Genomic DNA, 25,049 nt, shown 5'->3' with positions numbered 1-25,049 from the left:
TTTGGATTGATTATTTTCTGCTTCGGCTGAGATTGGATTGGATTGGATTGGTCAATAATGCGGTGATAGTGAGGTTTAACGCTAAAAGAAGCATAAACGAAAAAAGCCCCGACATTTCTGTCGAGGCTTTCAATAGTGGTCGGTGAAGAGGGATTCGAACCCCCGACCCTCTGGTCCCAAACCAGATGCGCTACCAAACTGCGCTATTCACCGAGATAGTCATTCTTAGGAAAGAATGGGGTGGCTAACGAGACTTGAACTCGCGACAACCGGAATCACAATCCGGGGCTCTACCAACTGAGCTATAGCCACCATCAAATTTTGTAACAACCGGCTTTTAAGCCAAGTTATGCTCCGATATAAAATCCAAGCTTTAATAAAGTGGTCGGTGAAGAGGGATTCGAACCCCCGACCCTCTGGTCCCAAACCAGATGCGCTACCAAACTGCGCTATTCACCGAGATAGTCATTCTTTAGGAAAGAATGGGGTGGCTAACGAGACTTGAACTCGCGACAACCGGAATCACAATCCGGGGCTCTACCAACTGAGCTATAGCCACCATAAATTTTTCACCGAACAATTCCTCCTTGGAATTGGCACGCCCGAAAGGATTCGAACCTTCGACCTTTGGCTCCGGAGGCCAACGCTCTATCCAGCTGAGCTACGGGCGCATGCCCTATCGGCGGAGTGGAATAATACGTATATCACTGTAGATCGTCTAGTACTTTTTCAACTTTTTTTATTGTTTGGTGTCTTTTTCAGCAATTGAAGCCGATAAAACTCGATTCTGGATGTGATAAACCCCTTGAAGCTGAAAACTTGTGGTTTATTGCGTTAACATATCCGATTATAATTAACCACTGTTTACATTGGTTTAACAGATAATAACTCTAATTTATCAATACGTGTGTCACGAAATCAGGAAGCACGTACTTACCTAGGGAAAGCAAAGTGAGTTTAATGGATATATCTCGACGCCTGATATGCGTCCTATTCACTATTTTCGGTCTATCATCTGCCGCGTTCGCTGCAAACCTTAGCCAAGAAGAATACGATACCATCGCAGAACGCATAAAACCGGTTGGTAGTGTTTATCTTTCTGGTGATGAGCCTGTTGCCACTGCGCCAAGTGGCCCGCGAGATGGTGCGGCTGTTTACGGCACATTCTGTATTGCTTGTCACGCATCTGGTGTGAGCGGTGCACCTAAGACTGGCGACTCGGCTGATTGGGCACCACGTATTGCGCAGGGCGAAGACGTTCTGAAAAAACATGCCATCGAAGGTCTAAATGCTATGCCACCAAAAGGCACCTGTATGGATTGCTCTGATGAAGAGATCGTTGCGGCAATCAATCACATGATTGAAGGTATGTAAGCTAAAGTTTTACACCAAAGGCTGTCTGGCCTTTGGTGTATGTATCTACTTTTTAAACATCGCTTTCAAGTTCGCGATATGAGCTTGCCCTTTCACCATCCTCTCTTCCTGAGAAACAGGCTTTTTATTCGCTTCCCACTCAATATCTTCAAATGGCAACTCATCAAGAAAACGGCTTTGGGTTGGCTTAATCAGCTCACCAAACTGTCGCCTTTCTTTGCATAGGATGAAACTCAGCTCTCTCTGGGCACGCGTGATCCCCACATACATTAGACGCCTTTCTTCTTCTATACCATCTTCATCAATGCTAGTTTGATGTGGCAAGATGCCTTCTTCACTACCAATCAAATACACGTATGGAAATTCCAAACCTTTAGAAGCATGCAACGTCATTAACTGAACAGCATCTGTATCTTCGTCTTCCTCCCCTCTCTCCATCATGTCTCTTAGAGTAAGGCGTTGAACGACCTCTTTTAGTGTTTTTTCTTCTTGGTCGTAGTTATCACCTTCTAAGTCGGCCACAATCCAAGAGTATAAATCTGAGACGTTTTTCATTCTCATTTCGGCCGCTTTTGGACTAGTTGACGTTTCGTAGAGCCAATCCTCATAATTAATATCTCGGACTAACCCTCTCACCACCTCTACTGTATTGCCTCTCTCTGCATTGTCCGACATTTTTACCAACCAGTGAGTAAAACGGCGTAAGTTCTCTAACCCTCGGCCGGTAAGGTGCTGCTCTAGGCCCATTTCAAAGCTTGCCTCAAAAAGGCTCTTTCCTCGCATGTTGGCGTAGGTGCCGAGTTTTTCTAGCGTAGCCGGGCCGATTTCGCGTCGCGGCGTGTTCACTATACGCAGAAACGCATTGTCATCATCAGAATTCACTAGCACTCGTAGATACGCCATGATGTCTTTTATTTCTGCTCGGGCAAAAAACGACGTACCACCAGATAACTTGTAAGGCACTCGGTTTTGCATCAAGTACTTCTCTATTAATCGAGACTGATGGTTACCGCGATAAAGAATGGCATAGTCACGGTATTCAGTTCGATTGAGAAACTTATGAGCGATGATTTCCCCTGTCACTCGCTCAGCTTCATGCTCTTCATTTTTCGCCAACAACACTTTGAGCTTCTCACCCTCATGCAGCTCAGAGAACAATGTTTTCTCGTACACGTGCGGGTTATTAGCAATTAAGATATTCGCTGCACGTAAAATTCTGCTCGTCGAGCGGTAATTTTGCTCCAACTTCACGATTCGCAAGTTAGGGTAATCCTGCCCCAACAGCACCAAGTTTTGTGGCTTAGCACCCCGCCATGAATAGATTGACTGGTCGTCATCTCCAACCACTGTCAATCGCCCCCGCTCACCAACCAGCAACTTAACCAACTCATATTGGCTGGTGTTGGTATCTTGATATTCGTCGACTAGCAAATAACGAATCCGGCTTTGCCAACGCTGGCGAACCTCTTGATTGGTTTTTAGAAGAGTGACGGGCAGAGAGATCAGGTCGTCAAAGTCTAGTGCGTTATAAGACTTCATTTGTATTTGATACATCTCATAACAAAAAGCAAATAGCTGCTCTTGCTCTCCTTGTGCATGAGCTTTTGCTTGCTCAGGCACGATATTGTCATTTTTCCAGTTAGATATTGCGCTCATTAGCTGGCGAAGTAAGTCCTTATCACCGTCTAACTGCTTTTCTGTTAGCTCTTTCAAAAGAGCAAGCTGGTCTTGATCATCAAAAAGAGAAAAACCCGCTTTTAGGCCTAACTCTTTATACTCCCGACGAATGATATTGAGACCAAGAGTGTGAAAGGTCGAAATCATCAAACCACGCGTTTCATTTTTCCCAAGCGTTTGAGCCACTCTTTCCTTCATTTCTCGAGCAGCTTTGTTGGTAAAAGTAACAGCGGCAATATTTCTAGCCTTGTAATCACATTGCTGAACCAAATAGGCGATCTTATTGGTAATAACACGAGTCTTACCAGAGCCAGCTCCAGCTAGCACTAGACAAGGTCCCGACACATACTTTACCGCTTCATTTTGACGCTCGTTCAGCTTCATTTTGGTCTCTAATTTGGCTTTCAATGGCGCCTATCTTAATCGTGACAGTGAGCGATTACTATTAGATTCCATGAATCACTCACTCGATGGATTAGATACGCTTGGTACTTCGTTTTCAAATTCCCGCCTACGTGCTCACAAATTCCAATAGAAATAGATAGTTGTCCAATATCCATTCCTACACTAATAAATGAACTTTCAACTTAATCTTAGGAAGGAACATGCGCCTAATTCAACCTAGCATTGCTGCCCTGTTCTTCATGGGGATGTCATTTCCATCACTGGCGAGCTTCACCATCACCTCAGGTGATGGTGAAGATATTACCGATAAAATTTTGCAAAAACGTAGTCCTGACTGCGCCGACTATGTGGGACAATATACTGCGACAGCAAAAGACGTAAATGAACGTCAAACAAGAACCGCGTATTTAACAATATCTGTCGAAGGAAATAAGTGTACCTTTCAGAGCAATGCGATACCCAACCATTCATACAATGATGGCTATCGTTCATTTCCCAACGAAGTCACCCCACAGAATCAAAAGTATCAGGTTACTCAAAGTCCACGCTTTGCCTCCTCTATTACACCAATATCACTAAGAACTGATAACGCTGTTTTTCTCAACGGTGTTAAGGTCGATTTGCTTGCCGCAGGATGCTACGGCGTAGGAAACGGCAAAATCGGCTGTTTTGATATGAGCCAAAAATGGCGTTATGACCCAGCAGCAACGTACAGTGACTTCAAAACCGATTCTCACAATGCTCATGCACAGCCCGATGGTACATACCATTATCATGCGACACCAAATGCATTGTTCATCAATAATGACAAACAAGTCTCGCCAGTTATTGGCTTTGCAGCAGACGGTTATCCTATCTATGGTCCTTTCTTTTCAGATAATGGAAACATTCGCCAAGCCAAATCCAGTTTTCAATTGAAAACTGGTAACCGGCCTTCAGGTTCTGGCAACCCCGGAGGGAAATATGATGGCACATATCGAGATGACTATATCTTTATTGCCGGTTCTGGCGATTTAGATGAATGTAATGGCATGACACGCGATGGACAATATGGCTATTATGTAACAAATGGTTTCCCATACGTTATCAATTGTTTTAAAGGAACACCGGACCGATCTTTCAATAAACCCACGCCAGGGCATCATTCTCATGAAAGACCGGGCCCTCGAGGACACCATCATAGAAAAGGACCACCGCCACCACCTCAAGGGGGACAATGGAACTAATGACGCTAAAGGCAAACTAAAGTAAAAAAATCGCTCAAAGTGTAATCTTTACTTGCATCTTTGTAGCGTATTTATACTATAATGAATGAACGTTCATTCACCGGTAGTTTTGGATTGACTCATGTCTATTAAGGAACCTATTGATAAGCGTCAACAAATCTTGGCTGCTGCTGAAAAGCTTGTTGCTGAGTTTGGAGTCCAAGGCTTTTCGATGCACAAACTAGCAAAGAAGGCAGGTGTTGCTGCTGGCACAATCTATCGCTACTTCTCCGACAAAGATCACTTACTCAACGAAGTGAGACTCTCGGTACTTACGCGTGTCGCTGAAGCTACACTTTCTGGCTTGAACGATGAGATGCCGCTGAAAGTGCGATTTCGAACCATATGGCTCAATATATGGGAGTTCGCAAGCTCAAATATAGAGACCATTAGCAATCGCATGCAGTATGAATCGTTGCCATCCACATGCCAATTCAATGCGAGAGAACAACATTGGCATGTATTTGCAGAAGTGCATAAACTTTTTAATCAAGGGAAAGAACAGGGTGTGTTTAAACCTCTTGATAACGAAATCCTTGCTGTAATAAGTTTCGAAGCAAGCGTTGAATTGGCGCGCAAGCACTCTTTAGGCTTCTGTGAGCTTGATGAAGAAGTGCTAGAGGCCACGTTAGACGCGTGCTGGGACGCAATAATCACTCACTAATTTGGAGTTCTGAATAGAATGAAAAAGTGGACCTTGATAATGCTTTTGATAGCGCTGGTACTCTTCGGCAGTGTCATCGGCATTAATATGTTTAAAGAAAAGAAAATATCAGAATTTTTAGCTAACAGACCCGAGCCAGATTACCCTGTGACAGTGATAACTGCGAAGGCAGCAAACTGGAAGCCAGTAATTCAAGCGATCGGCTTTATTGAACCACATCAAGGTGTCACTCTATCGAGTGAGCAAAGTGGTGTAATCAAGAAGATCTCGTTTGAATCTGGACAAAAGGTAAAAGCGGGCCAACCACTTGTCGAGCTAGACTCTGATATTGAAATTGCTAACTTACAGAGCTCTGAAGCCAACCTTCCTGCTGCTGCTGCAAAATATAAGCGCTACAAAGACCTGTATCAAAAAGGCTCAGTATCACAAGAAGATTTCGATGACGCTCAAGCCAGCTACCTTTCTCTTGTTGCTCAAATCAAAAGCTTGAAAGCCACTATCGACCAACGCGATATCAAAGCACCATTCTCCGGTGTTCTCGGTATTCGTAACGTTTATCTTGGTCAATACGTTCAACCTGGTACTGAAATTGTTCAATTGGAAGATACCAGCGTAATGCGTCTTGTATTCACTATTCCACAAAATGACATCTCCAAGGTCCAAGTTGGCCAAGAGGTGGATATTTCTGTTGATGCGTATCCAAACCAAGTCTTTAAGGGTGCTATCAAGGCTATTGAACCTGCCGTAGATTCACAAAGTGGCTTGATTCAAATTCAAGCTGATATACCTAACAGCGATGGCAAGTTGCTAAGTGGTATGTTCGCTCGTGCCAATATCCTGCTACCAGAAGTACCAAATCAGGTTACTCTGCCACAAACAGCGATCACCTATAACTTGTACGGTGACAATGTTTATATTGTGAGAGATGTGGACGGCGTGAAGCGTGCTAAGCAAGAAGTAGTCACTGTCGGTGAGCGTACTGGTGGTGTCGCACATATCCTTAGCGGCGTGAAGCCTGGTGATGTAGTCGTAACTTCAGGGCAAATACACTTGTCGAGCGACTCAAAGGTGAAAGTTGTGAAAGACACAGCAACCACCCCACCAGCTAAAATACCGATGCTGTAATTGGAGGATTCATGCGCTTTACAGATGTTTTCATAAAACGTCCGGTTTTAGCGGTATCGATCAGTTTCTTAATTGCGCTGCTTGGTTTGCAAGCAGCCTTTAAGATGCCGGTACGACAATACCCTAAAATGACAAATACCGTAGTTACGGTAACCACTAGCTACTATGGTGCGAGTGCAGATACTATCCAAGGATTTATCACTCAACCCTTAGAGCAAGCTATCGCACAGGCTGACAATATCGACTATATGACGTCGTCTTCCGTTTTGGGAACGTCGACCATTACCGTCAACATGAAGCTCAATACCGATCCAAATGCAGCACTAGCCGACATCATGGCGAAAGTGAACTCGGTTCGCTCACAGCTTCCAAGTGATGCTGAAGACCCAACCGTATCGGTATCAGCTGACTCTAGTACCGCTGTTATGTATCTAGGCTTTACGAGTAAAACGCTCAATACCAGCCAGCTAACAGATTACCTAGAAAGGGTAGTAAACCCTCAGCTAGTGACAGTAAGTGGTGTTTCGAAAGTTGAGATGTACGGTGGTACAGACTACGCTCTGCGTGTTTGGTTAGACCCAGCCAAAATGGCAGCTCTCAACATTACCGCTACCGATATCAACAACGTCCTATCAGAAAACAACTATCAATCGGCTGCAGGTCAGGCGACGGGTTTATTTGTGCTCTATAACGGAGATGCTGATACACAAGCGAATACCGCAAGCCAACTTAAGAAGCTAGTTGTTAAAGAGGACAACGGTAATATTGTCCGCCTAGGCGATGTTGCTAAAGTCACCTTAACGAAAAGTCGTGATACCTATCGCGCAAGTGCGAACGGTGAACAAGCCGTGGTTGCTGCGATCAACGCAACACCAACAGCTAACCCGATCAATATCGCTAAAGACGTGCGTAAGATGTTGCCTGATTTGGAGAAAAACCTTCCAAGCACCATTGAAATGCGCATCATGTATGACTCAACCATCGCAATCAATGATTCGATCACTGAAGTTATCAAGACGTTGGGTGAAGCGGTTCTGATCGTATTAGTGGTCATTACTCTATTCCTTGGCTCATTCCGTGCCGTTATTATCCCGATTGTTACTATTCCGCTGTCACTCATTGGTGTAGCAATGGTGATGCAAATGTTTGGGTTCTCATGGAACTTGATGACATTGCTAGCCATGGTACTCGCGATAGGTCTGGTGGTGGACGATGCCATCGTTGTTCTCGAGAACGTCGATCGGCATATTAAGATGGGAGAATCGCCATTTAGGGCCGCCATTATCGGTACACGTGAAATTGCCATCCCCGTTATTGCAATGACCTTAACTCTTGTCGCGGTATATTCTCCTATCGCGCTAATGGGTGGGTTAACAGGATCGCTGTTTAAAGAGTTTGCCTTAACCTTGGCTGGTTCGGTATTTATCTCGGGCATTTTGGCACTGACTCTATCGCCAATGATGTGTTCGAAGATGTTCAAGGCCAACCAACAACCTGGTAAATTTGAGAGCACTGTTCACTCTGGACTAGATAAACTGACGAACAAGTACGAAAGAATGCTTTCTGCTGTCATGCTTCGTCGCCCTGTTGTGATTGGTTTTGCTGTTATCGTTTTTGCCGTTTTACCTGTGTTGTTTAAGTTCATCCCAAGTGAACTCGCACCGAAAGAAGATAACGGTGTATTTATGATGATGGGCACAGGTGAAGCAAACGCGAACCTAGACTATCTCAGCAATACGATGAGCGATGTGAACAAGATTCTGTCGAAGCAGCCTGAAGTTAAGTTCTCTATGGTATTTACTGGGGTTCCGCAATCTAACCAAGCGTTAGGTATTGCTACTTTGGTTCCTTGGGGAGATAGAACAGCTAGCCAAGCAGAAATTGCCAAACGTGTTGGTGAAGAAGTGAAGAGCATTCCGGGAATGAACGTAGCAGCATTCCAGATGCCTGAACTACCGGGCGCAGGCTCTGGCTTACCAATTCAGTTGGTGATCTCTACACCTAACTCGTTCCAAAACTTGTACAGCGTTGCAACCGATATGCTGGACAAGATCAAAGCCAACCCTATGTTTGTCTTCTCTGAGCTGGATCTAAACTTCAACTCAGCAACGATGAAAATCAACATAGATAAGGAAAAAGCAGGTGCCTACGGCGTGACCATGCAAGACATTGGTAAAACGCTAAGTACCATGATGTCGAATGCACAGATCAACCGTGTCAATATTGATGGCCGTTCGTACGAAGTTATTCCACAGGTGGAACGTAAGTGGCGTCTAAACCCTGAATCCTTGAAGCAATACTATGTTCGCTCTTCAAACGGCAAAGAAGTTCCTCTGAGCAGCTTTGTATCGATCAAAATTGTTGGCGAGCCTCGTGCACTGCCTCACTTCGATCAGTTGAATTCAGCGACAATTAGTATGATGCAAGCACCGGGAACAGCGATTGGTACTGCCATCGACTGGGTACAACAAACCGCAGCTACGACCTTACCTAAAGGTTATAGCCATGCGTACCTAGGCGAATCTAGACAGTACATGGCTGAAGGTGACGCACTGTATGTAACCTTTGGTCTTGCAGTTGCCATCATTTTCTTGGTTCTAGCTATTCAATTTGAATCACTAAAAGATCCGATTGTTATCCTAGTTTCAGTACCACTAGCTATATGTGGTGCGTTGGTAGCACTGGCATGGGGGGCGTTCTTTGGCATAACGACAATGAACATCTACTCGCAAGTTGGATTGATAACCTTGGTCGGTTTGATATCCAAGCACGGTATCTTAATTTGTGAAGTTGCGAAAGAAGAACAGCTACATAACCAGCGTTCTAAGATGGAAGCGGTCATGATTGCTGCGAAGACACGTCTTCGTCCAATCTTAATGACGACAGCTGCGATGATTGCAGGTCTAGTACCGCTGCTATACGCTTCAGGTGCTGGTGCTCACGCTCGCTTTAACATTGGTTTGGTTATCGTTGCTGGTCTTGCGATTGGTACACTGTTCACTCTATTCGTACTACCAGTAATCTACACCTTCTTAGCTGAGAAACATAAGCCTTTACCAATATTTGTCGAAGACAAGGATTTGGAAAAGTTAGCTCGTATTGACGAAGCTAAAGCGGCTTGCAAACAGCTTAAAGATAGCGACAATCCTACTAGCTAGTAGCAATAAGTTTGAATCAAAGGTCACTTCGGTGGCCTTTTTTTTAACCAGCTAACGACATTTGCTGCCTAATTCAATAAAATGTCTGCAAAGATATAGGAGCGGTAAATCCATGTTTGATCCAAAAAAGCTAGAGCAGATAGCTAAACAAATTCAAGACTCAATGCCACAGCCTGTGAAAGACCTAGGCACAGACGTAGAGCAGAAAGTTCGCCAAGTTATTCAAGGCCAACTCAACAAGCTCGACGTAGTCAGCCGCGAAGAGTTCGACGTGCAGACTCAAGTACTCATGAGAACTAGGCAGAAACTTACTGAAATGGAGCAAAAGCTGTCAGAGCTTGAAGCGAAGTTAGATAAAGGCGAAGAGTAAAACTGCTAAAACGTCTCTGATTATGTCAAAGCATTAGCAGTTCGAAGATAAAAAAAGCTTGGTCAACGGCGACCAAGCTTTTTATTTTTGATGTGTTTGGTTTTGTATTTATATTTAACCAATTAGGTGGTTTTTTACCATCTCTACCGTATTGATTAGCGATAAGTTAATAATTTTAACGCTTTGTTACAATGACGAACTTCAAATTTTTACCAAGTCGTCATCGTAATATCATTCGTGGAGTGGCCTTAGCCTCCTACAGAGATACGCTTCATATCCGCCATATAGCCACGCAACTCTTCACCAATGTACTCTACTGGGTGATTGCGAATTGCATCGTTAACTTCGATTAGACGAGAGTTATCTACTTGGTTAGATGTTTCACCTAAACCACGTCCAATCACGTCAGTCGAAATTGAAGGCATAAACTTGTCACGTAGTAGCGGAGTTGCTGCATGAGCAAATAGGTATGTGCCGTATTCTGCAGTATCAGAAATAACCACGTTCATTTCATACAGACGCTTACGCGCAACTAGGTTAGCAATTAGCGGTAATTCATGTAGCGACTCATAGTAAGCTGATTCGTCGATGATACCTGAAGAAGTCATTGCTTCGAACGCAAGCTCAACACCAGCGCGAACCATAGCAATCATCACAATACCGTTGTCGAAGTATTCCTGCTCTGAGATTTCTACGTCAGATTCTGGGCTAGTTTCAAATGCAGTTTCGCCCGTTTCTTTTCTCCAACGAAGTAGGTCTTTATCACCTTCAGCCCAGTCTGCCATCATCGTTTTAGAGAAGTGACCAGTGATGATGTCATCCATGTGCTTGTTGTAAAGTGGACGCATCAAATCTTTTAGCTCTTCAGAAAGCTCAAATGCTTTGATTTTGGCAGGGTTAGACAGTCTGTCCATCATATGAGTGATGCCACCGAACTTAAGTGCTTCCGTTACCACTTCCCAACCATGCTGTACAAGTTTGCTCGCATAACCTGCATCCACACCTTCAGCAATCATTTTCTCGTAGCAAAGGATAGAACCTGTTTGTAGCATGCCACATAGGATAGTCTGTTCACCTAGTAAGTCAGATTTCACTTCAGCTACAAATGAAGACTCAAGACATCCTGCGCGATGACCACCTGTACCTGCAGCCCATGCTTTCGCGATGTCCCAACCTTCACCTTTTGGATCGTTTTCTGGGTGAACGGCAAGAAGAGTTGGTACGCCAAAGCCACGTTTGTACTCTTCACGTACTTCTGTACCTGGGCACTTAGGTGCAACCATAACAACGGTTAGGTCTTCACGAATTTGCATGCCTTCTTCAACAATGTTGAAGCCGTGTGAGTAACCTAGTGCTGCGCCGTTCTTCATTAGCGGCATCACTGTTTCAACAACGTTGCTGTGTTGCTTATCTGGAGTAAGGTTGATAACAAGATCAGCTTGAGGGATTAGGTTTTCATAGCTACCAACTTCAAAACCATTGTCTTTAGCATTTTTGAAAGACTGGCGTTGCTCGTCGATAGCAGCCTGACGTAGAGCATAAGAAACGTTTAGTCCTGAATCACGCAGGTTAAGACCTTGGTTTAAACCTTGAGCGCCACAACCGACAATGACTATCTTTTTCCCTTTAAGAAAATCCGCCTCAGTTGCAAATTCTTCTTTGTCCATAAAGCGACAGCGGCCTAGCTGATCTAACTGCTGGCGTAGGTTCAGAGTATTAAAGTAGTTCGCCATTTTCGTATCCTAATCATCATTATGTTTATGTTTGCATTTCAGGTTCATCAGGATGAGCACTGAAGAATGGAATTCATATTAGTACCAACATCAAGTTGCTTAAAGTGATATATTTACAACAAGTGATTGCGATTCTTGCAACTAGGACTAAGTCATAATGAACCTGAAAACATTAACTCTATTCATTCATTTATGTGATAGCCGAAGCTTTCAAAAGAGTGCTTTAGCCATGCACATGAGCCCTTCAGCGCTAAGCCGTCAGGTGCAAAAACTAGAAGAAAATGTCGGTCAAACTTTGTTCATTCGTGATAATCGTTCTGTCGAGTTAACCAGTGCTGGAGCGAAGCTTTTACCCGTGGCAATCCGGATAGTGTCCGAGTGGAAACAGTATCTAAACCAGTTTACTCAGGACTCGCAGATTTTAACTGGTGACGTAAGAATCTATTGTTCTGTTACAGCAAGTTATAGCTACCTGCCAGAGCTGCTATCTGAGTTTCGTCTACACCAACCATTGATCGAATATAAGCTCACTACGGGTGAGCCAATTCATGCAATTGATAAAGTCCTATCAAATGATGTTGATATTTCCATCGCCGCGATGCCTGATATCTGGCCGCCAAAAATTGAGTTCAAGATTTTAGGTGAGCTTCCTTACTCAGTAATTGCACCTGTAGGTAGCAGTAGCTTTAGTGACGAACTGCTTAAAGAAAATCCCGACTGGGAAAAAATACCATTTATCATCCCAGAAGCGGGGGCAACGAGGGAGCGTGCGAACCGTTGGTTTAAGCAAATGAAGTTTAAGCCGCAAATTTATGCGCTCGCTGGCCATGAAGCGACAGTAAGCATGGTGTCATTAGGGTGTGGCGTAGGAATCGTACCCGATATCGTTTTATCGTGTAGCCCACTCAAAGAAAGTGTACAGAGGCTTAAGGTCGAGCCAATTAAACCCTTCAAGTTGGGGTTGTGTTGCCAAAAGTCGAACCTTGGCAACCCATTAATACAAGCGCTGTGGAAAATCGCTTCAGATATGTCTTTCTCTAAATAACTTTTGAGAATTGTTGCTGACGCTGTCTGTTACGTAAGTATTTGTCGAAGCACATACAAATATTGCGTATAAGCAGGCGGCCTCGAGCTGTTACCTGTATTGCGTCTGAACTAACCTCAACCAGCTTGTCTTCAACAAAAGGCGCGAGTAACTCTAAGTCTTCTTTAAAATACTCGTCAAATTTGAGGCCGTATGCACTCTCAACATCAGTTTTAGATAAGTTAAAGTTGCAGATCAGTTGTTTGATAACATGGCTGCGAATCAAATCATCTTCATCAAGAACGACACCGCGCCAAAGTGCATGACGCTCTTCATCGATTTGGCCGCGATATTCTTTCAGGTTTTTACGGTTTTGAGAGTAAACATCACCAATCATAGAGATAGCCGACACACCAAAACCAACTAAGTCACAGTCACCTTGAGTTGTATACCCTTGGAAATTACGGTGTAGTTCACCGTTTGTCTGTGCGATCGCAAGCTCGTCTTCAGGTAAAGCAAAGTGGTCCATCCCTATAAACTGATAACCAGCCCGAGTTAGGGTCGAGATGGTATCTTGCAAGATCGCCATTTTTTCTTCAGCAGGTGGCAAATCTTCATCATTGATTTTTCTTTGCGCAGCAAAAACTGTTGGCATGTGAGCATAATTAAATACGGATAGACGATCTGGCCTCAAAGACTGAACTTTAAAGATGGTTTCAGCAAATGACTCTTTGGTTTGCTTCGGTAGCCCATAAATAAGATCCAGACTAATCGAGTCAAAGCCAAGTTTACGAGCGCGACCAACCATAGCGATAATATGCTGCTCATCCTGCTCTCTGTTTACCAGTTTTTGCACAGTTTTGTTGAAGTCCTGAACACCGATACTAAGACGGTTGAAACCTTCTTCAACTAAGTGGTCTAGCCTATCTAGCTCAAATTCTCGCGGATCGACTTCAATACTGATTTCCGCTTTGTCCTGAAAGTTAAACTCATCACGTAGCGCACCCATCACTCGGCTGAGCTGTTCTTTCGTCAAATAGGTTGGCGTACCACCGCCAAAATGCAATTGAGCAACTTCCCTGCCTTGCAGCAAAAAAGCACGCTGTCTGATTTCATGAACGAGAACATCAAGGTAGTCATTCACCTTTTGTTCTTGACGAGTAATGAATTTGTTACAACCACAGTAGTAACAAAGCGTATGACAAAAAGGGATATGAACGTATAAAGAAAGTGGCCTTTCAGGATATTGTGTGCACGCCATATCCAAGTCGGAAATAGTAAACGCTTCGTGCAACTCTAACGCTGTTGGGTAAGAGGTATAACGTGGTCCAGATTGGTTATATTTTTCAATAACACTCTGATCCCACACTATTTTCTGACTTATTTCAACTTGCTGAGACATAAAGGTTTTTCCATCATTCACTTTCAATTACTACGATAAAACAGGCACAGTACTTGTTCTACTATTCGGGGGCATTCTGCCACACACTATTGTACAACGTTGCCATGCTTACCAAATTTCGGCAAAAAACATCTGTTGCTGCAAGCTCGATCACCCAAATTTGGCAATGTGCTTGATTCTTTCTTGGTTATACCATCTGAACAGAAATCTGATCGTTTAGAGGCTTAACTCGGCCCTTCAAGACTTTTAGCTCTTCAGTGATCGCTTCACTTAAGCGCACTTCAGCTTTATTTCTTAGCAAATTTTGCTTCATACGCTCTTTTTTAGGGAGCTCTTGTCGCTCTTCTCCGCGAGCCATATCCTTAACAATCTCGTACAGCTCGCTAATAGCAGGATACTCTTGCGAAAAGTCGACTCTTTCCTCACCTTGCACATAATCCATAATGTTATATATACGAATACTGATTTCCGACAGGTCGCATTGGCCTTGAATGCCTGCCATGCATAACGTGGTCACGTTGTCGTATATATTTGCGTTACGCTGCTTTATAGCAAGCTGCTGGTGTTTAGCGCGCAATTTGGTTTGCTTGCGTAGCAGCAATAACAAATAGCCCGCATAGATAGCTAAACCGCTGACTATGATGCCACCAATCACAGCAAGTAACGTCACGTTCATCCTTAACCTCTAGTGTTTAAAGTCATCCAAGTCTAGGTTTTCAAAACTATCAAGCAAGTCTTGCTCACTGTTTGCTTTCGAAGCTTTGTTAGGTTTCGTAGCAACTACCTCTTCAATCTCTAGCAACTCATCCTCAGAATCGTCACCTTCTTCATCTATATATAGACCAAGCTGCTTCATTAAAGTTTCGATTCGGTCCAGCCTCTCATCTACGTAGTTTTGTAGACCTGATCCAAGCTTTTCACCTTGCTCGATGCGGTTAAGAAGTACAGTAAGCTGAGCGTCATTTTCCAACATCTCTAGCTCTTTCTCTGCAGAAAGTTTCTTCTCTTGTTTAGTTGGCTTTTTAGTGTCAACAACAAGCGGTATCTTCTTTTTACTGCCTAAACGTGGATCGCGCTTTTGCTTTCCAGAAGCGAATTGCGCTTCGCTCGCTTCAGAGTTTCTATTTCCGGTCTTTAGACCTTTGCGTTTTTTTAACTTCTTACGTAAGCGGCCTTCCACATCAGATTCGGTGCGGTTGCGCGTTACAATCAAGTCTACATCACCAGTTGAACCCGGCTTTCTTGATTTCTTATTACGACTCATTACTGGCTTTCCTCAGTAAAATTACATCATTACCTATAAATTCTAGCTCGAGGTTGTCTCGCTTAGCTAAAAATTCAAATGTTTGGCGGCTAAAGAAAATCACATGGGTTGGATCATTCTTGTAATGCCAATTGGAAAAAGCTTCGACATCTATTACTAATTTTGTCATTAAACCTAGCCAACCACCAGGTTGCAAGCTGTTCAGCCATTGACGCCACACCAAGCCTGGCTGATACAAGTGTTCTATGACCTCTGTTGAGGTAATAAAATCATATTGCTTTTGCAATACACCGGTATCTGGATAGAAATAAATGTCATAGAGTTCAACACTATGCCCTGCTTCAGACAACATTAAAGACAACGTTGGCCCAGGTCCACAGCCAAAGTCCAACCCCAACGATTTGGGTGGAAGCTTTTTCAGTAAGGGCGCGGCTAACCGAGATAAAAATTTCCGGTACCCTTCATCCCCTGAGTTATTTTCATGTAGGTCGTATTGTGCTTTTTCGCGTTGTTCATCTAGACGCTGCGCAGGATCGACAAAAACCAATTGGCAATCTGAGCACTGAAAATAGTCGCGTCGCTTATCTGTGTGATAATGGCGTGTGTCTTCAGATTGACATAGTGGGCAGTAATACATGCTCTGTTCCTCATTTAGGGATGCGAAACATATCAGAAATCGGTACTAGTGTGGAGTGTTCTTGGTTTATTTTTCAGCAAATCAGTAGCGATATAGGCTCATATAAGAAAGGACTAAAACTTCAGATTGTAGTCACCTATAAATGACGCAACAAAAAATGCCCTGATTATCATCAGGGCACCTTGTCAAAAACTACTGATATATCTATGTTTAGTGTAGTCCACCAACATATTGCGACAGTACTTCAATGTCTTCATCGGTCAGCTTTTTCGCGATATCACGCATCATTGCGTTCATATCGTTGGCTCGTGTACCTGCTCGGTATTCTTGAAGCTGAAGCTTAATATATTCGGCCTGCTGACCCGCAAGTCTTGGGAAACCTGACAGCTCAGCACCATGACCTCTTGGTCCATGACACGCAATACAGGCTGTTAGCCCTCTTTCTTGATCACCTCCAGAGTACAAAGCTCGACCTTCAGCAACCACACTTTCAGGAGTTGAACCCTCTAAGGCAGGTAAAGAAGAATAGTAGGCAGCGAGATCAGCCATGTCTTGTTCAGACAGAGGCAACGCCATTCCACCCATTACAGGATTGTATCGGCCTTGTTTGCCGTTGGTTTCCATACCAAGTTTCAGATCACGGAGCTGTTTTTCTAGATATTTTTCATGTTGGCCAGCAAGATTAGGGTACATACCCAAAAGGCTATTGCCATCAGACCCATGACATGCGGCACAAGATAAGGATTTCGCTTTACCAGCTTCGACATTGCCTTGAGCCCATAAGGCACTGCTGGCAAAAAGACTCACGATTAGCACTAATTTTTTCATGACATTCCATTATAATTATCTGGCTTCCATTACCACTCCGCTATGTCACTCATGCTACAATAGGCGACTTTATGCCGAGCATGATTATTTTACACATAATCACATAAAAGTAATCAATCAATAACACAAAGTCGAGATGGAGTTAACAGTGAGCGTAAAAATTAAGTATCAAAACACGCATTTCATCACCAGTGCGCCTGATATCCGTCACTTACCAGAAGATGAAGGAATCGAAATTGCGTTTGCCGGTCGCTCCAATGCAGGGAAATCAAGCTCCCTAAATCGGCTGACCAACCAAAAAAGTCTGGCGAAAACTAGTAAAACCCCTGGTCGTACTCAGCTAATCAACTTATTTAAAGTTGATGAAGGCTGTCATATTGTCGATCTGCCTGGATATGGGTTTGCGCAAGTACCACTTGAAATGAAGAAAAAGTGGCAAAAGTCTTTAGGTGAGTACCTACAGAAAAGAAAATGCTTGAAAGGTTTAGTGGTTCTGATGGATATCAGACACCCAATGAAAGACTTGGATCAGCAGCTAATTTACTGGGCGGTAGATTGCAACATACCCGTTCAAGTACTTCTAACAAAAGCAGACAAACTGAAAAGCGGAGCGCGCAAAGCTCAGGTCATGAAAATTCGTGAAGCTGCATTAGCATTTGGCGGCGACGTACAGGTCGATGCCTTCTCCTCATTAAAAGGCCTTGGCGTTGATGTATTACGCAATAAGTTAGATCTATGGTTTGCACCTGCTTACCAGCAACTTGATGATTTGGATATCGAATCCGAAGAATTACCCAGCGACGAAGAATAAGTCCCCTAACCTTTCATCGTTAACTACCCCTTTTTGAGCTACATACATGTCGGTCAGCTCTTTTGACCGACGATTCTATTTCCTACTCTGACCATTTATTCTCGCGTTGCTGGCGTGAAAACTCGACGCTTTATAAGCCTATACGATACGCAATTATGTTCTTAAAAGAAATTTTTCGTATGTTTATTACATTTTGGGATCGGTGTGTCATTTTGTAGAGGGTGACAAAAAAGAAGCATGAGAAAGGTAAAAGAGAGGATGGGTTGAATTTTATAGCGCCCAATAAAAAACGCCCCAGTCAAATACTGACTGGGGCGGCTGAATCAGCCTAATCCAATAACGTGAAACAAAAGGTCTGAAAGATAGAACATCTTACCTCTGTACCCTACGCCTCTTAATGTACAACAATTGATCGTAAAGTAAAATAGTTTCTGTAATTTTTTTTCATTTTTATTTTATAAAAGTACACTTTATTTCAATGTACTAGTGGGCTTGATCCCAGTTGTCACCGTGACCAGCTTCCGCAACAAGAGGAACATCAAGCTCCGCAGCGGACTCCATTAACTTTTGTATTTGAGTTTCAATTTCAGCCAATCGAGTGTCTTTTACTTCAAAAACCAATTCATCATGCACTTGCATCAATAGGCGAACGTCATCATTACCTTCTTGCTCAATCCATTCATCTACTAACAACATTGCCTTTTTAATGATATCGGCTGCAGTACCTTGCATTGGCGCGTTAATAGCAGCACGCTCAGCTGCCTTTCTACGCATGCCGTTACGCGACTTGATCTCAGGTAGGTGTAATCGGCGACCAAAAATGGTTTCCACATATCCATGTTCAGACGCTAAACTGCGAGTATCCTCCATATACTGCATCACACCTGGATACCTTTCGAAGTACTTATCCATATAGCCTTGTGCTTCTCCTCTTGGGATACCAAGCTGTTTTGACAGACCAAATGCACTCATTCCATAAATCAAACCAAAGTTCACCGCTTTTGCACGACGTCGTTGCTCACTAGTAACTTCACTAATATCAACGCCAATGATCTCTGCCGCTGTTGCCGCATGAATATCTTTGCCTTGTTGGAAAGCTTCTAGAAGAGCTTTGTCTCCAGAGAGGTGAGCCATAATACGCAATTCTATTTGCGAGTAGTCGACAGCCAGTATTTTATAACCATGTGGCGCAACAAAGGCTTGGCGGATACGTCGCCCCTGCTCATTTCGGATGGGAATATTTTGCAAGTTTGGATCTGTGGATGACAAACGACCTGTTGCCGTAACTGCTTGGTGATAAGAGGTATGAACTCGCCCTGTCGTTGGGTTAATCATTTTCGGTAGCTTATCCGTATAAGTGGACTTCAGCTTGGCCAAACCTCGATATTCGAGCAGTAGCTTAGGTAGCGGATAATCAAGAGCTAGCTCTTGTAGCACTTCTTCATTGGTAGAAGGCGCGCCTGATGGGGTTTTCTTAATTACAGGCAATCCCATTTTTTCAAACAGTATCGCTTGCAACTGTTTAGGAGAGCTTAGGTTAAACTCTTGCTCAGCCAGTTCAAAGGCTTTCTGTTCCAGCTCATCAAGTCTAACAGCAATCTCCTGTGATTGCGCAGACAGCAGCATATCGTCAACAAGTACACCCGTTCGCTCTATTTTTGATAACACTGGCACCAACGGCACTTCGATATCTTGATAAATGGCATTCAACTTGTCGTCATTCACCAGCGATTGATTTAAGTGATGGTGCAAACGCAATGTTACGTCAGCGTCTTCTGCTGCATAAGGTGACGCTTGGTCAAGATCTATTTGATTGAAAGTGAGCTGCTTTTTACCTTTACCTGCAATTTGCTCAAATGAAATGCAGCTGTGTTGAAGGAAGCGAAGAGCCAAACTATCCATATCATGCTTACCACCAACACTATTTAATACGTAGGAAGCTAGCATTGTGTCATATTGAATACCCTTGAGCTCAATATCGTAACGAGCAAGTACACTCGCATCGTACTTCAGATTCTGCCCGACTTTGTGCTGTGCGACATCTTCAAGGATAGGTTTAAGCTTATCCAGCACCCAGTCTCGGTCTAGTTGTTCCGGCGCGTCCAGATAATCGTGAGTCAGAGGTACATAAGCTGCTTGACCTTCTTCCACTGCGAATGAGAGCCCGACAAGATTTGCGACCATGTAATCTAAGCTGTCCGTTTCAGTATCAAAAGCAAACACTTCAGCTGACTGTAACTTCTCAAGCCAGCGGGTAAAACTTTCTTCATCCAAAATTGTCTCGTATTGGCTACGATCGATTTCAGCTACAGTCGGCTCCACAGCTGCAACTTCTGCCTTAGCTACTGATTTCTGCACTGCGCTCGCTGGCATTTCGCTATCGCTAGAGCCTTCGAGTAATTCGTTAAGCCAAGACTTAAACACCATCTGTCCGTAAAGCTTAACCAGTTCATCCTGGTCAGGCGTAGATTTGACTAAGGACTCAGGTTTTTCTTCTAACTCGACATCAAGCTTAATGGTAGCCAATTCGTAAGAAAGGTAGGCATTGTCTTTGTTATCTACTAGTTTTTTGGCCATGGTTTTAGAACCACGGAAGCCTAAAGCTGCAATGTCATCAAGGTGTTGATACAACTTCTCTAAGCCACCAATTCCCTGTAGTAACGCAGTCGCGGTTTTATCTCCGACTCCTGGAACCCCGGGGATATTGTCGACTTTATCCCCCATAAGAGCCAAGTAATCGATAATAAGCTCTGGCGGTATACCAAACTTCTCGATAACACCTTCTCTATCTAGTACCACATTGGTCATGGTATTTATCAGCGTAACGTGTTCATTAACAAGTTGGGCCATGTCTTTATCGCCAGTGCTGATCAGAACAGGGATCCCTGCTTGAGACGCTTGGTGAGATAATGTACCAATAACATCATCTGCCTCAACACCTTCGATAGAGATAAGTGGCAGACCTAATGCTCGAATAATGTTGTGTAAAGGCTCTATCTGACAGCGCAAGTCATCTGGCATTGGTGGACGATTCGCTTTGTACTCAGGGTACATATCATCTCGGAATGTTTTTCCTTTCGCGTCAAAAACAACAGCTATACGATCGGATGGATATTGACGCATCATGCTTCTAAGCATGTTCACTACGCCATATACAGCATTGGTGGGAATATCACCATTGCTCATTGTTCCAGGATATGCGTGAAAAGCACGATAAAGATAAGAAGAACCGTCGATCAATATCAGCGGGTTGTCTGGAATGAGAGCCATTGTCTATTTAATCCAATTGAGAATGAAGATCTGCCTAGGATGCCACGACTGAAATTTTGAATCCACGACGTTATACGCATTCGAGTTTTGATCTCTTCAACAGAGACACTGAGATCACAGCTAAAATTGTGGATAAGTCTGTTTATACTATTTTTAGCCTACTCATGAAGATGCTAAAAACTAATCAACCCATCACTATAAGATCTTGTATTAAATCTATATTATTACAGATCACCGTAACTCTAGTTGATCCTAATACGATCAATTGCTGTGGAAAATCCTACCGCGAGCCTTTTCCAAATACATATGTAGCCAAATTTTAGGCAATAAAAAAGCGACACCATAAAGGCGTCGCCTAGCACAACTGGTAAACCTTACAAAATGTGATTGAGTAAGCCTTACCCAAAGCTATATAAATTTACACTGGAAGCAATGTGAGCAATGTCGTATCTAACAATCGGGCTTCGCCTCAATCCCTAAACACACAGTTAATAATAATCATTCTCATATAGATGTCAACATCAAATGAGAAAAAATATCATTTAGATTTACTCCAGTTGCTGACACTATTTCTAATCTGTGCTGTCTTCGCTTGCCAGCCATTGAGCAACATCTTTAGCAAAGTATGTCAAAATGCCATCTGCACCAGCTCGTTTAAAGCACAATAAAGACTCTAAAACTGTTTCTTTTTCTTTTAACCAACCATTGTCTATCGCAGCTTTATGCATCGCATACTCACCCGAAACCTGATAAGCAAATGTCGGTACTTGCAGCTCTGTTTTTACTCTTCGTACAACATCTAGGTATGGCATGCCTGGTTTAACCATCACCATATCCGCGCCTTCATTTACATCCATAGCCACTTCATGAAGCGCTTCGTCAGCATTGGCTGGATCCATTTGGTAGTTTTTCTTATTACCACCTTTTAAGTTACTACTTGAACCAACGGCATCACGGAATGGCCCGTAGTAATTCGAAGCATATTTAGCGGAGTAAGCCATGATTTGCGTGTTGATGTGCCCTGCTTCTTCAAGAGCATTACGGATCTTGCCAATTCTTCCATCCATCATATCTGATGGCGCAACAACATCTGCTCCTGCTTCAGCATGAGAAACAGCCTGTTTAATCAGGACTTCTGTGGTTTCATCATTCAATACATAACCGTCTTCATCGATGATTCCATCTTGTCCATGTGTAGTAAAAGGATCTAACGCTACATCAGTAATCACACCAATTTGCGGAATATGCTCTTTTAGCTGTCGTACAGCGCGTTGCACTAAACCTTCTGGGTTATACGCTTCAGAAGCACATAAGCTCTTTGCATCCTGATTAACAACAGGGAATAGCGCAATGGCAGGTACACCTAAATTGGCCAGACGCAAAGCCTCTTCAAGCATTAGATCTATCGATAACCTTTCAATGCCAGGCATAGATTCAACCGTCTCTCGGCGATCCTTCCCCATAAGAATGAACATTGGATAAATTAAGTCATTTACCGACAACTGATTCTCTGCAACCAATCGACGGCTAAAATCGTTATTACGAGTACGACGCATACGGCGTTGTGGAAATTGACCTAGGATGGATACGGACACACTTGTCTCCTTGTCAGATAGTTGGGACAAGCGAAATCATATCACTGTTCCCTTGTTGATTGGTGCTATTTACTAAAAATGATCTCATCACCAGACTACCGTATACTTGTGGCAAAACCGATAGTGACGACTACTTAACCATTATGATTGATACCCACGCTCATATATATGCTAGCGAGTTCGACCAAGACCGCGACGTTGTTGTGCAAAGAGCACTTGACCAAGGCATCGATAAAATCTTACTACCGAATATCGATGTAGAGTCGATCGAACCTATGCTGAATACTGAATCAGCATACCCAAATGTTTGCCGTTCAATGATGGGGCTGCACCCTTGCTACGTAAGCGCAGACGTAAAAGAGACGCTAGAAACAATACATTCTTGGTTCGACAAACATAATTTTATTGCCGTAGGTGAAATTGGCATCGATTTATACTGGGATAAAACATTCCGAAAAGAACAGGAATGGGCATTTACTACTCAGCTTAGCTGGGCCAAAGAGAAAAAGCTTCCAGTCGTTATCCATACTCGTGACTCCATGGACGAAACACTCGCTTTGCTAAGCAAGGAACAAGATGGTTCACTAAAAGGAGTATTCCACTGTTTTGGTGGTAGCGTCGACCAAGCAAAAGCGATCAACGACTTAGGTTTTCATGTAGGACTTGGTGGCGTATCGACATTCAAAAACGGTGGTATGGATAAAGTCATTCCAGATCTTGATATGAATTTTGTCATTTTGGAGACAGACTGCCCTTACCTTGCACCTGTTCCTCACCGTGGCAAGCGCAATGAACCTGCTTACACCCAACTTGTCGCCCATAGAGTTGCCGAGCTAAGAGGCATCAGCATTGAAGACGTTGACCAACTCACAACGCACAATGCCAAAACACTTTTCCAATTAGATTAAACATAGAAAAAAGGGTTAGCACTTGCTAACCCTTTCAACACACATCGACTATTTACCGTCGGAGCTCACTGACTCTTCTGTGTCTTCATCACTCTTGCGTACATAGAAGCGAGAGAAGAACAAACCAACCTCAAACAGAAACCACATAGGTACAGCAAGTAACGTCTGTGAGATGAGATCGGGCGGCGTCAGAAGCATACCAACCACAAACGCGCCCACAATAATATAAGGGCGTTTCTCACTTAATGTTTTCGGCGTGGTCGCACCTGTCCAGCACAGCAAAATAATGGCAACGGGCACTTCAAATGCAATGCCAAACGCCATAAACAGTGCGAGCACAAAATCCAGATAGCTGGCTATGTCAGTAGCGTATTCCACACCACCCAACGAAATCGCTGTAAAGAAGCTAAAAACCAGTGGAAATACCACATAGTAAGCAAATGCAACTCCTGCATAAAACAGTAGTGAACTTGAAAACAGCAGTGGCATGATTAAGCGACGTTCATGTTTATACAGACCGGGGGCAACAAAAGCCCACACTTGGTAAAGGATGACCGGCACCGAAACAAACACCGAGACAACTAAAGTCAGTTTTAGTGGTGTAAATAAAGGTGATGCAACATCTGTTGCAATCATAGTCGCACCTTGCGGTAGCCTTTCGACTAAAGGTGCTGAAACAAAATTGTAGATGTCATTTGAAAAGTAAACTAAGCCCAAGAAAACGACAATGACTGCTAACAGTGAACGCAGCAGTCGATTACGCAATTCCAATAGATGGCTCATTAAAGGCTGGGATTGTTCCATAGAAGACATATGAACTACTCAATAAAGCTAAGAAGGAAGCACCAAGTCCGTTGCTCCTCCTCGTTTAAAATTACTCAGCTTTATGTTGATCTATCGGTGTGTCAGATGATTCACTAGGCGCTGAAGAGGTGTTCTTGTCTTCTTGCTTAGCTTGGGAAGCGGTTTTCTTTGCGTATGGCCGTTGTACAGATCGTGCGGCTTCTTTCAGCTCCTCCACTGATGACTTGAGATCAGAGGAAAGACCTTCCATACCGTTTTTTTCTGCTTTTCGTAAGTTCTCGTGCAATTCCTGAACTTTTAGCTCTTTCGATATCTCTTCTTTTACACCATTCGCCATACTTTTAGCGGTACTGATAAATTTAGAGACACTTCGAATAGCCTGTGGAAGGCGTTCTGGGCCGAGAACAACTAAGCCAACAACAAAAATAACTACCAGTTCCCAAAAACCGATATCAAACACGTTTAAGCCTGCTCTTTATCTTTTTTGGCTTCAACAGACTCTTCTGAGGTCGTTTTCTGTTGATCGATATTCTTGGTTTCAAAATCTGCGTCGGCTTTTTCATCTTTTTTCGCCGCCGCTGAATCTTCTTCACTGATGGCTTTTTTGAACCCTTTAATTGCGCCACCTAAGTCTGTTCCTATGCCGCGCAATTTTTTTGTTCCAAACAGTAACACGACGATCAACGCAATAATTAGAAGTTGCCAAATGCTAATTCCGCCCATTTTTTTTCCCTC

Annotated in this window: 22 protein-coding genes and 5 tRNA genes; 9 read left to right on the top strand and 18 right to left on the bottom strand. The window is 43.4% G+C overall.

Annotated features, from left to right (window positions below; all coding sequences use genetic code 11):
* Positions 1–136: 136 nt before the first annotated feature.
* From L7A31_RS19885 to L7A31_RS19865, 5 genes are all read right to left on the bottom strand, one after another.
* A tRNA-Pro gene (locus tag L7A31_RS19885) sits at positions 137–213 on the bottom strand.
* Positions 214–236: 23 nt separating this feature from the next.
* Positions 237–312 (bottom strand) — tRNA-His (locus L7A31_RS19880).
* Positions 313–382: 70 nt separating this feature from the next.
* Positions 383–459: transfer RNA gene (locus L7A31_RS19875), tRNA-Pro, on the bottom strand.
* Positions 460–483: 24 nt separating this feature from the next.
* Positions 484–559 (bottom strand) — tRNA-His (locus tag L7A31_RS19870).
* A gap of 35 nt (positions 560–594) precedes the next feature.
* Positions 595–671 (bottom strand) — tRNA-Arg (locus tag L7A31_RS19865).
* Between the two features lie 289 nt (positions 672–960).
* Here L7A31_RS19865 and L7A31_RS19860 point away from each other — a divergent pair.
* The gene (locus L7A31_RS19860; RefSeq protein WP_237363476.1) at positions 961–1,374 is read left to right on the top strand and encodes a c-type cytochrome; all 414 of its coding nucleotides are present in this window, start codon (positions 961–963) and stop codon (positions 1,372–1,374) included.
* Positions 1,375–1,419: 45 nt separating this feature from the next.
* Here L7A31_RS19860 and rep read toward each other — a convergent pair whose 3' ends face one another.
* Positions 1,420–3,435 (bottom strand): DNA helicase Rep, encoded by a 2,016-nt coding sequence (gene rep / locus L7A31_RS19855; RefSeq protein ID WP_237363475.1) that lies wholly within the window; start codon positions 3,433–3,435, stop codon positions 1,420–1,422.
* Between the two features lie 221 nt (positions 3,436–3,656).
* Between rep and L7A31_RS19850 the strand changes: the two genes are divergently transcribed.
* The 5 genes from L7A31_RS19850 to ubiK all read left to right on the top strand — a co-directional run bounded on the left by L7A31_RS19850 (position 3,657) and on the right by ubiK (position 10,038).
* Positions 3,657–4,682: a YHYH protein gene (locus tag L7A31_RS19850; protein ID WP_237363474.1), complete on the top strand. Its 1,026-nt coding sequence runs from the start codon at positions 3,657–3,659 to the stop codon at positions 4,680–4,682.
* Positions 4,683–4,803: 121 nt separating this feature from the next.
* A complete protein-coding gene (locus tag L7A31_RS19845) occupies positions 4,804–5,385 on the top strand; it encodes a TetR/AcrR family transcriptional regulator (protein WP_237363473.1) in 582 nt (193 codons plus the stop codon).
* 18 nt (positions 5,386–5,403) lie between these two features.
* Positions 5,404–6,510, top strand: coding sequence for an efflux RND transporter periplasmic adaptor subunit (locus tag L7A31_RS19840; RefSeq protein ID WP_237363472.1), 1,107 nt, complete (start codon positions 5,404–5,406; stop codon positions 6,508–6,510).
* 11 nt (positions 6,511–6,521) lie between these two features.
* On the top strand, positions 6,522–9,668 hold the full coding sequence (locus L7A31_RS19835; RefSeq protein ID WP_237363471.1) for a multidrug efflux RND transporter permease subunit: 3,147 nt from the start codon (positions 6,522–6,524) through the stop codon (positions 9,666–9,668).
* 112 nt (positions 9,669–9,780) lie between these two features.
* Entirely contained in the window at positions 9,781–10,038 is a 258-nt protein-coding gene (gene ubiK / locus L7A31_RS19830; RefSeq protein WP_237363470.1) for a ubiquinone biosynthesis accessory factor UbiK, read from the top strand.
* Between the two features lie 248 nt (positions 10,039–10,286).
* Here ubiK and ilvC read toward each other — a convergent pair whose 3' ends face one another.
* Entirely contained in the window at positions 10,287–11,771 is a 1,485-nt protein-coding gene (gene ilvC, locus L7A31_RS19825) for a ketol-acid reductoisomerase (RefSeq protein WP_237363469.1), read from the bottom strand.
* Between the two features lie 157 nt (positions 11,772–11,928).
* Here ilvC and ilvY point away from each other — a divergent pair, with 157 nt between their 5' ends.
* The gene (gene ilvY, locus L7A31_RS19820) at positions 11,929–12,816 is read left to right on the top strand and encodes an HTH-type transcriptional activator IlvY (protein WP_237363468.1); all 888 of its coding nucleotides are present in this window, start codon (positions 11,929–11,931) and stop codon (positions 12,814–12,816) included.
* Here ilvY and hemN read toward each other — a convergent pair.
* From hemN to L7A31_RS19795, 5 genes are all read right to left on the bottom strand, one after another.
* Positions 12,809–14,197, bottom strand: a complete 1,389-nt coding sequence (gene hemN, locus L7A31_RS19815) for an oxygen-independent coproporphyrinogen III oxidase (protein WP_237363467.1) — start codon at positions 14,195–14,197, stop codon at positions 12,809–12,811. The two genes, ilvY and hemN, sit on opposite strands and share 8 nt — an antisense overlap.
* Before the next feature lie 187 nt (positions 14,198–14,384).
* Positions 14,385–14,873 (bottom strand): DUF2489 domain-containing protein, encoded by a 489-nt coding sequence (locus tag L7A31_RS19810; protein ID WP_237363466.1) that lies wholly within the window; start codon positions 14,871–14,873, stop codon positions 14,385–14,387.
* A gap of 9 nt (positions 14,874–14,882) precedes the next feature.
* The gene (gene yihI, locus L7A31_RS19805) at positions 14,883–15,461 is read right to left on the bottom strand and encodes a Der GTPase-activating protein YihI (protein WP_237363465.1); all 579 of its coding nucleotides are present in this window, start codon (positions 15,459–15,461) and stop codon (positions 14,883–14,885) included.
* Positions 15,451–16,098 (bottom strand): class I SAM-dependent methyltransferase, encoded by a 648-nt coding sequence (locus tag L7A31_RS19800; RefSeq protein WP_237363464.1) that lies wholly within the window; start codon positions 16,096–16,098, stop codon positions 15,451–15,453. The genes yihI and L7A31_RS19800 overlap by 11 nt, the downstream gene beginning before the upstream one ends.
* A 210-nt stretch (positions 16,099–16,308) precedes the next feature.
* Entirely contained in the window at positions 16,309–16,926 is a 618-nt protein-coding gene (locus L7A31_RS19795; RefSeq protein ID WP_237363463.1) for a c-type cytochrome, read from the bottom strand.
* 148 nt (positions 16,927–17,074) lie between these two features.
* On the opposite strand from L7A31_RS19795, the gene yihA reads away from it, so the two are divergent.
* Complete coding sequence (gene yihA, locus L7A31_RS19790) at positions 17,075–17,737, top strand: ribosome biogenesis GTP-binding protein YihA/YsxC (protein ID WP_237363462.1); 663 nt, start codon at positions 17,075–17,077, stop codon at positions 17,735–17,737.
* Positions 17,738–18,060: 323 nt separating this feature from the next.
* Here the strand turns inward: yihA and spfP are convergent, their stop codons facing one another.
* The 3 genes from spfP to hemB form a co-directional block, all read right to left on the bottom strand.
* Positions 18,061–18,108, bottom strand: coding sequence for a small protein SpfP (spfP, locus tag L7A31_RS22320; RefSeq protein ID WP_438356636.1), 48 nt, complete (start codon positions 18,106–18,108; stop codon positions 18,061–18,063).
* Between the two features lie 112 nt (positions 18,109–18,220).
* Positions 18,221–21,007, bottom strand: coding sequence for a DNA polymerase I (gene polA, locus L7A31_RS19785; protein ID WP_237363461.1), 2,787 nt, complete (start codon positions 21,005–21,007; stop codon positions 18,221–18,223).
* 572 nt (positions 21,008–21,579) lie between these two features.
* On the bottom strand, positions 21,580–22,602 hold the full coding sequence (hemB, locus tag L7A31_RS19780) for a porphobilinogen synthase (RefSeq protein ID WP_237363460.1): 1,023 nt from the start codon (positions 22,600–22,602) through the stop codon (positions 21,580–21,582).
* 143 nt (positions 22,603–22,745) lie between these two features.
* On the opposite strand from hemB, the gene L7A31_RS19775 reads away from it, so the two are divergent.
* The gene (locus tag L7A31_RS19775) at positions 22,746–23,510 is read left to right on the top strand and encodes a TatD family hydrolase (protein WP_237363611.1); all 765 of its coding nucleotides are present in this window, start codon (positions 22,746–22,748) and stop codon (positions 23,508–23,510) included.
* A gap of 48 nt (positions 23,511–23,558) precedes the next feature.
* Here L7A31_RS19775 and tatC read toward each other — a convergent pair whose 3' ends face one another.
* The 3 genes from tatC to tatA form a co-directional block, all read right to left on the bottom strand.
* Positions 23,559–24,323 (bottom strand): twin-arginine translocase subunit TatC, encoded by a 765-nt coding sequence (gene tatC / locus L7A31_RS19770; RefSeq protein WP_237363459.1) that lies wholly within the window; start codon positions 24,321–24,323, stop codon positions 23,559–23,561.
* Between the two features lie 61 nt (positions 24,324–24,384).
* Complete coding sequence (tatB, locus tag L7A31_RS19765) at positions 24,385–24,774, bottom strand: Sec-independent protein translocase protein TatB (RefSeq protein WP_237363458.1); 390 nt, start codon at positions 24,772–24,774, stop codon at positions 24,385–24,387.
* A gap of 2 nt (positions 24,775–24,776) precedes the next feature.
* Positions 24,777–25,037 carry a Sec-independent protein translocase subunit TatA gene (gene tatA, locus L7A31_RS19760; RefSeq protein ID WP_237363457.1) on the bottom strand — a complete coding sequence of 87 codons (261 nt, stop codon included), beginning with the start codon at positions 25,035–25,037 and terminating at the stop codon, positions 24,777–24,779.
* Positions 25,038–25,049 lie beyond the last annotated feature (12 nt).

Origin of the sequence: Vibrio marisflavi CECT 7928 (assembly GCF_921294215.1) — a bacterium.
Classification (GTDB): Bacteria; Pseudomonadota; Gammaproteobacteria; order Enterobacterales; family Vibrionaceae; genus Vibrio; species Vibrio marisflavi.
The sequence above is the reverse complement of the archived record's forward strand: the minus strand, read 5'-3'. Positions and strand labels throughout refer to the sequence as shown.

Bases quoted from the DNA above. Each gene is read 5' to 3' on its own strand.
- L7A31_RS19860 (WP_237363476.1), top strand. From the start codon at position 961: ATGGATATATCTCGACGCCTGATATGCGTCCTATTCACTATTTTCGGT.
- rep (WP_237363475.1), bottom strand. From the start codon at position 3,435: ATGAAGCTGAACGAGCGTCAAAATGAAGCGGTAAAGTATGTGTCGGGA.
- L7A31_RS19850 (WP_237363474.1), top strand. From the start codon at position 3,657: ATGCGCCTAATTCAACCTAGCATTGCTGCCCTGTTCTTCATGGGGATG.
- L7A31_RS19845 (WP_237363473.1), top strand. From the start codon at position 4,804: ATGTCTATTAAGGAACCTATTGATAAGCGTCAACAAATCTTGGCTGCT.
- L7A31_RS19840 (WP_237363472.1), top strand. From the start codon at position 5,404: ATGAAAAAGTGGACCTTGATAATGCTTTTGATAGCGCTGGTACTCTTC.
- L7A31_RS19835 (WP_237363471.1), top strand. From the start codon at position 6,522: ATGCGCTTTACAGATGTTTTCATAAAACGTCCGGTTTTAGCGGTATCG.
- ubiK (WP_237363470.1), top strand. From the start codon at position 9,781: ATGTTTGATCCAAAAAAGCTAGAGCAGATAGCTAAACAAATTCAAGAC.
- ilvC (WP_237363469.1), bottom strand. From the start codon at position 11,771: ATGGCGAACTACTTTAATACTCTGAACCTACGCCAGCAGTTAGATCAG.
- ilvY (WP_237363468.1), top strand. From the start codon at position 11,929: ATGAACCTGAAAACATTAACTCTATTCATTCATTTATGTGATAGCCGA.
- hemN (WP_237363467.1), bottom strand. From the start codon at position 14,197: ATGTCTCAGCAAGTTGAAATAAGTCAGAAAATAGTGTGGGATCAGAGT.
- L7A31_RS19810 (WP_237363466.1), bottom strand. From the start codon at position 14,873: ATGAACGTGACGTTACTTGCTGTGATTGGTGGCATCATAGTCAGCGGT.
- yihI (WP_237363465.1), bottom strand. From the start codon at position 15,461: ATGAGTCGTAATAAGAAATCAAGAAAGCCGGGTTCAACTGGTGATGTA.
- L7A31_RS19800 (WP_237363464.1), bottom strand. From the start codon at position 16,098: ATGTATTACTGCCCACTATGTCAATCTGAAGACACACGCCATTATCAC.
- L7A31_RS19795 (WP_237363463.1), bottom strand. From the start codon at position 16,926: ATGAAAAAATTAGTGCTAATCGTGAGTCTTTTTGCCAGCAGTGCCTTA.
- polA (WP_237363461.1), bottom strand. From the start codon at position 21,007: ATGGCTCTCATTCCAGACAACCCGCTGATATTGATCGACGGTTCTTCT.
- L7A31_RS19775 (WP_237363611.1), top strand. From the start codon at position 22,746: ATGATTGATACCCACGCTCATATATATGCTAGCGAGTTCGACCAAGAC.
- tatC (WP_237363459.1), bottom strand. From the start codon at position 24,323: ATGTCTTCTATGGAACAATCCCAGCCTTTAATGAGCCATCTATTGGAA.
- tatA (WP_237363457.1), bottom strand. From the start codon at position 25,037: ATGGGCGGAATTAGCATTTGGCAACTTCTAATTATTGCGTTGATCGTC.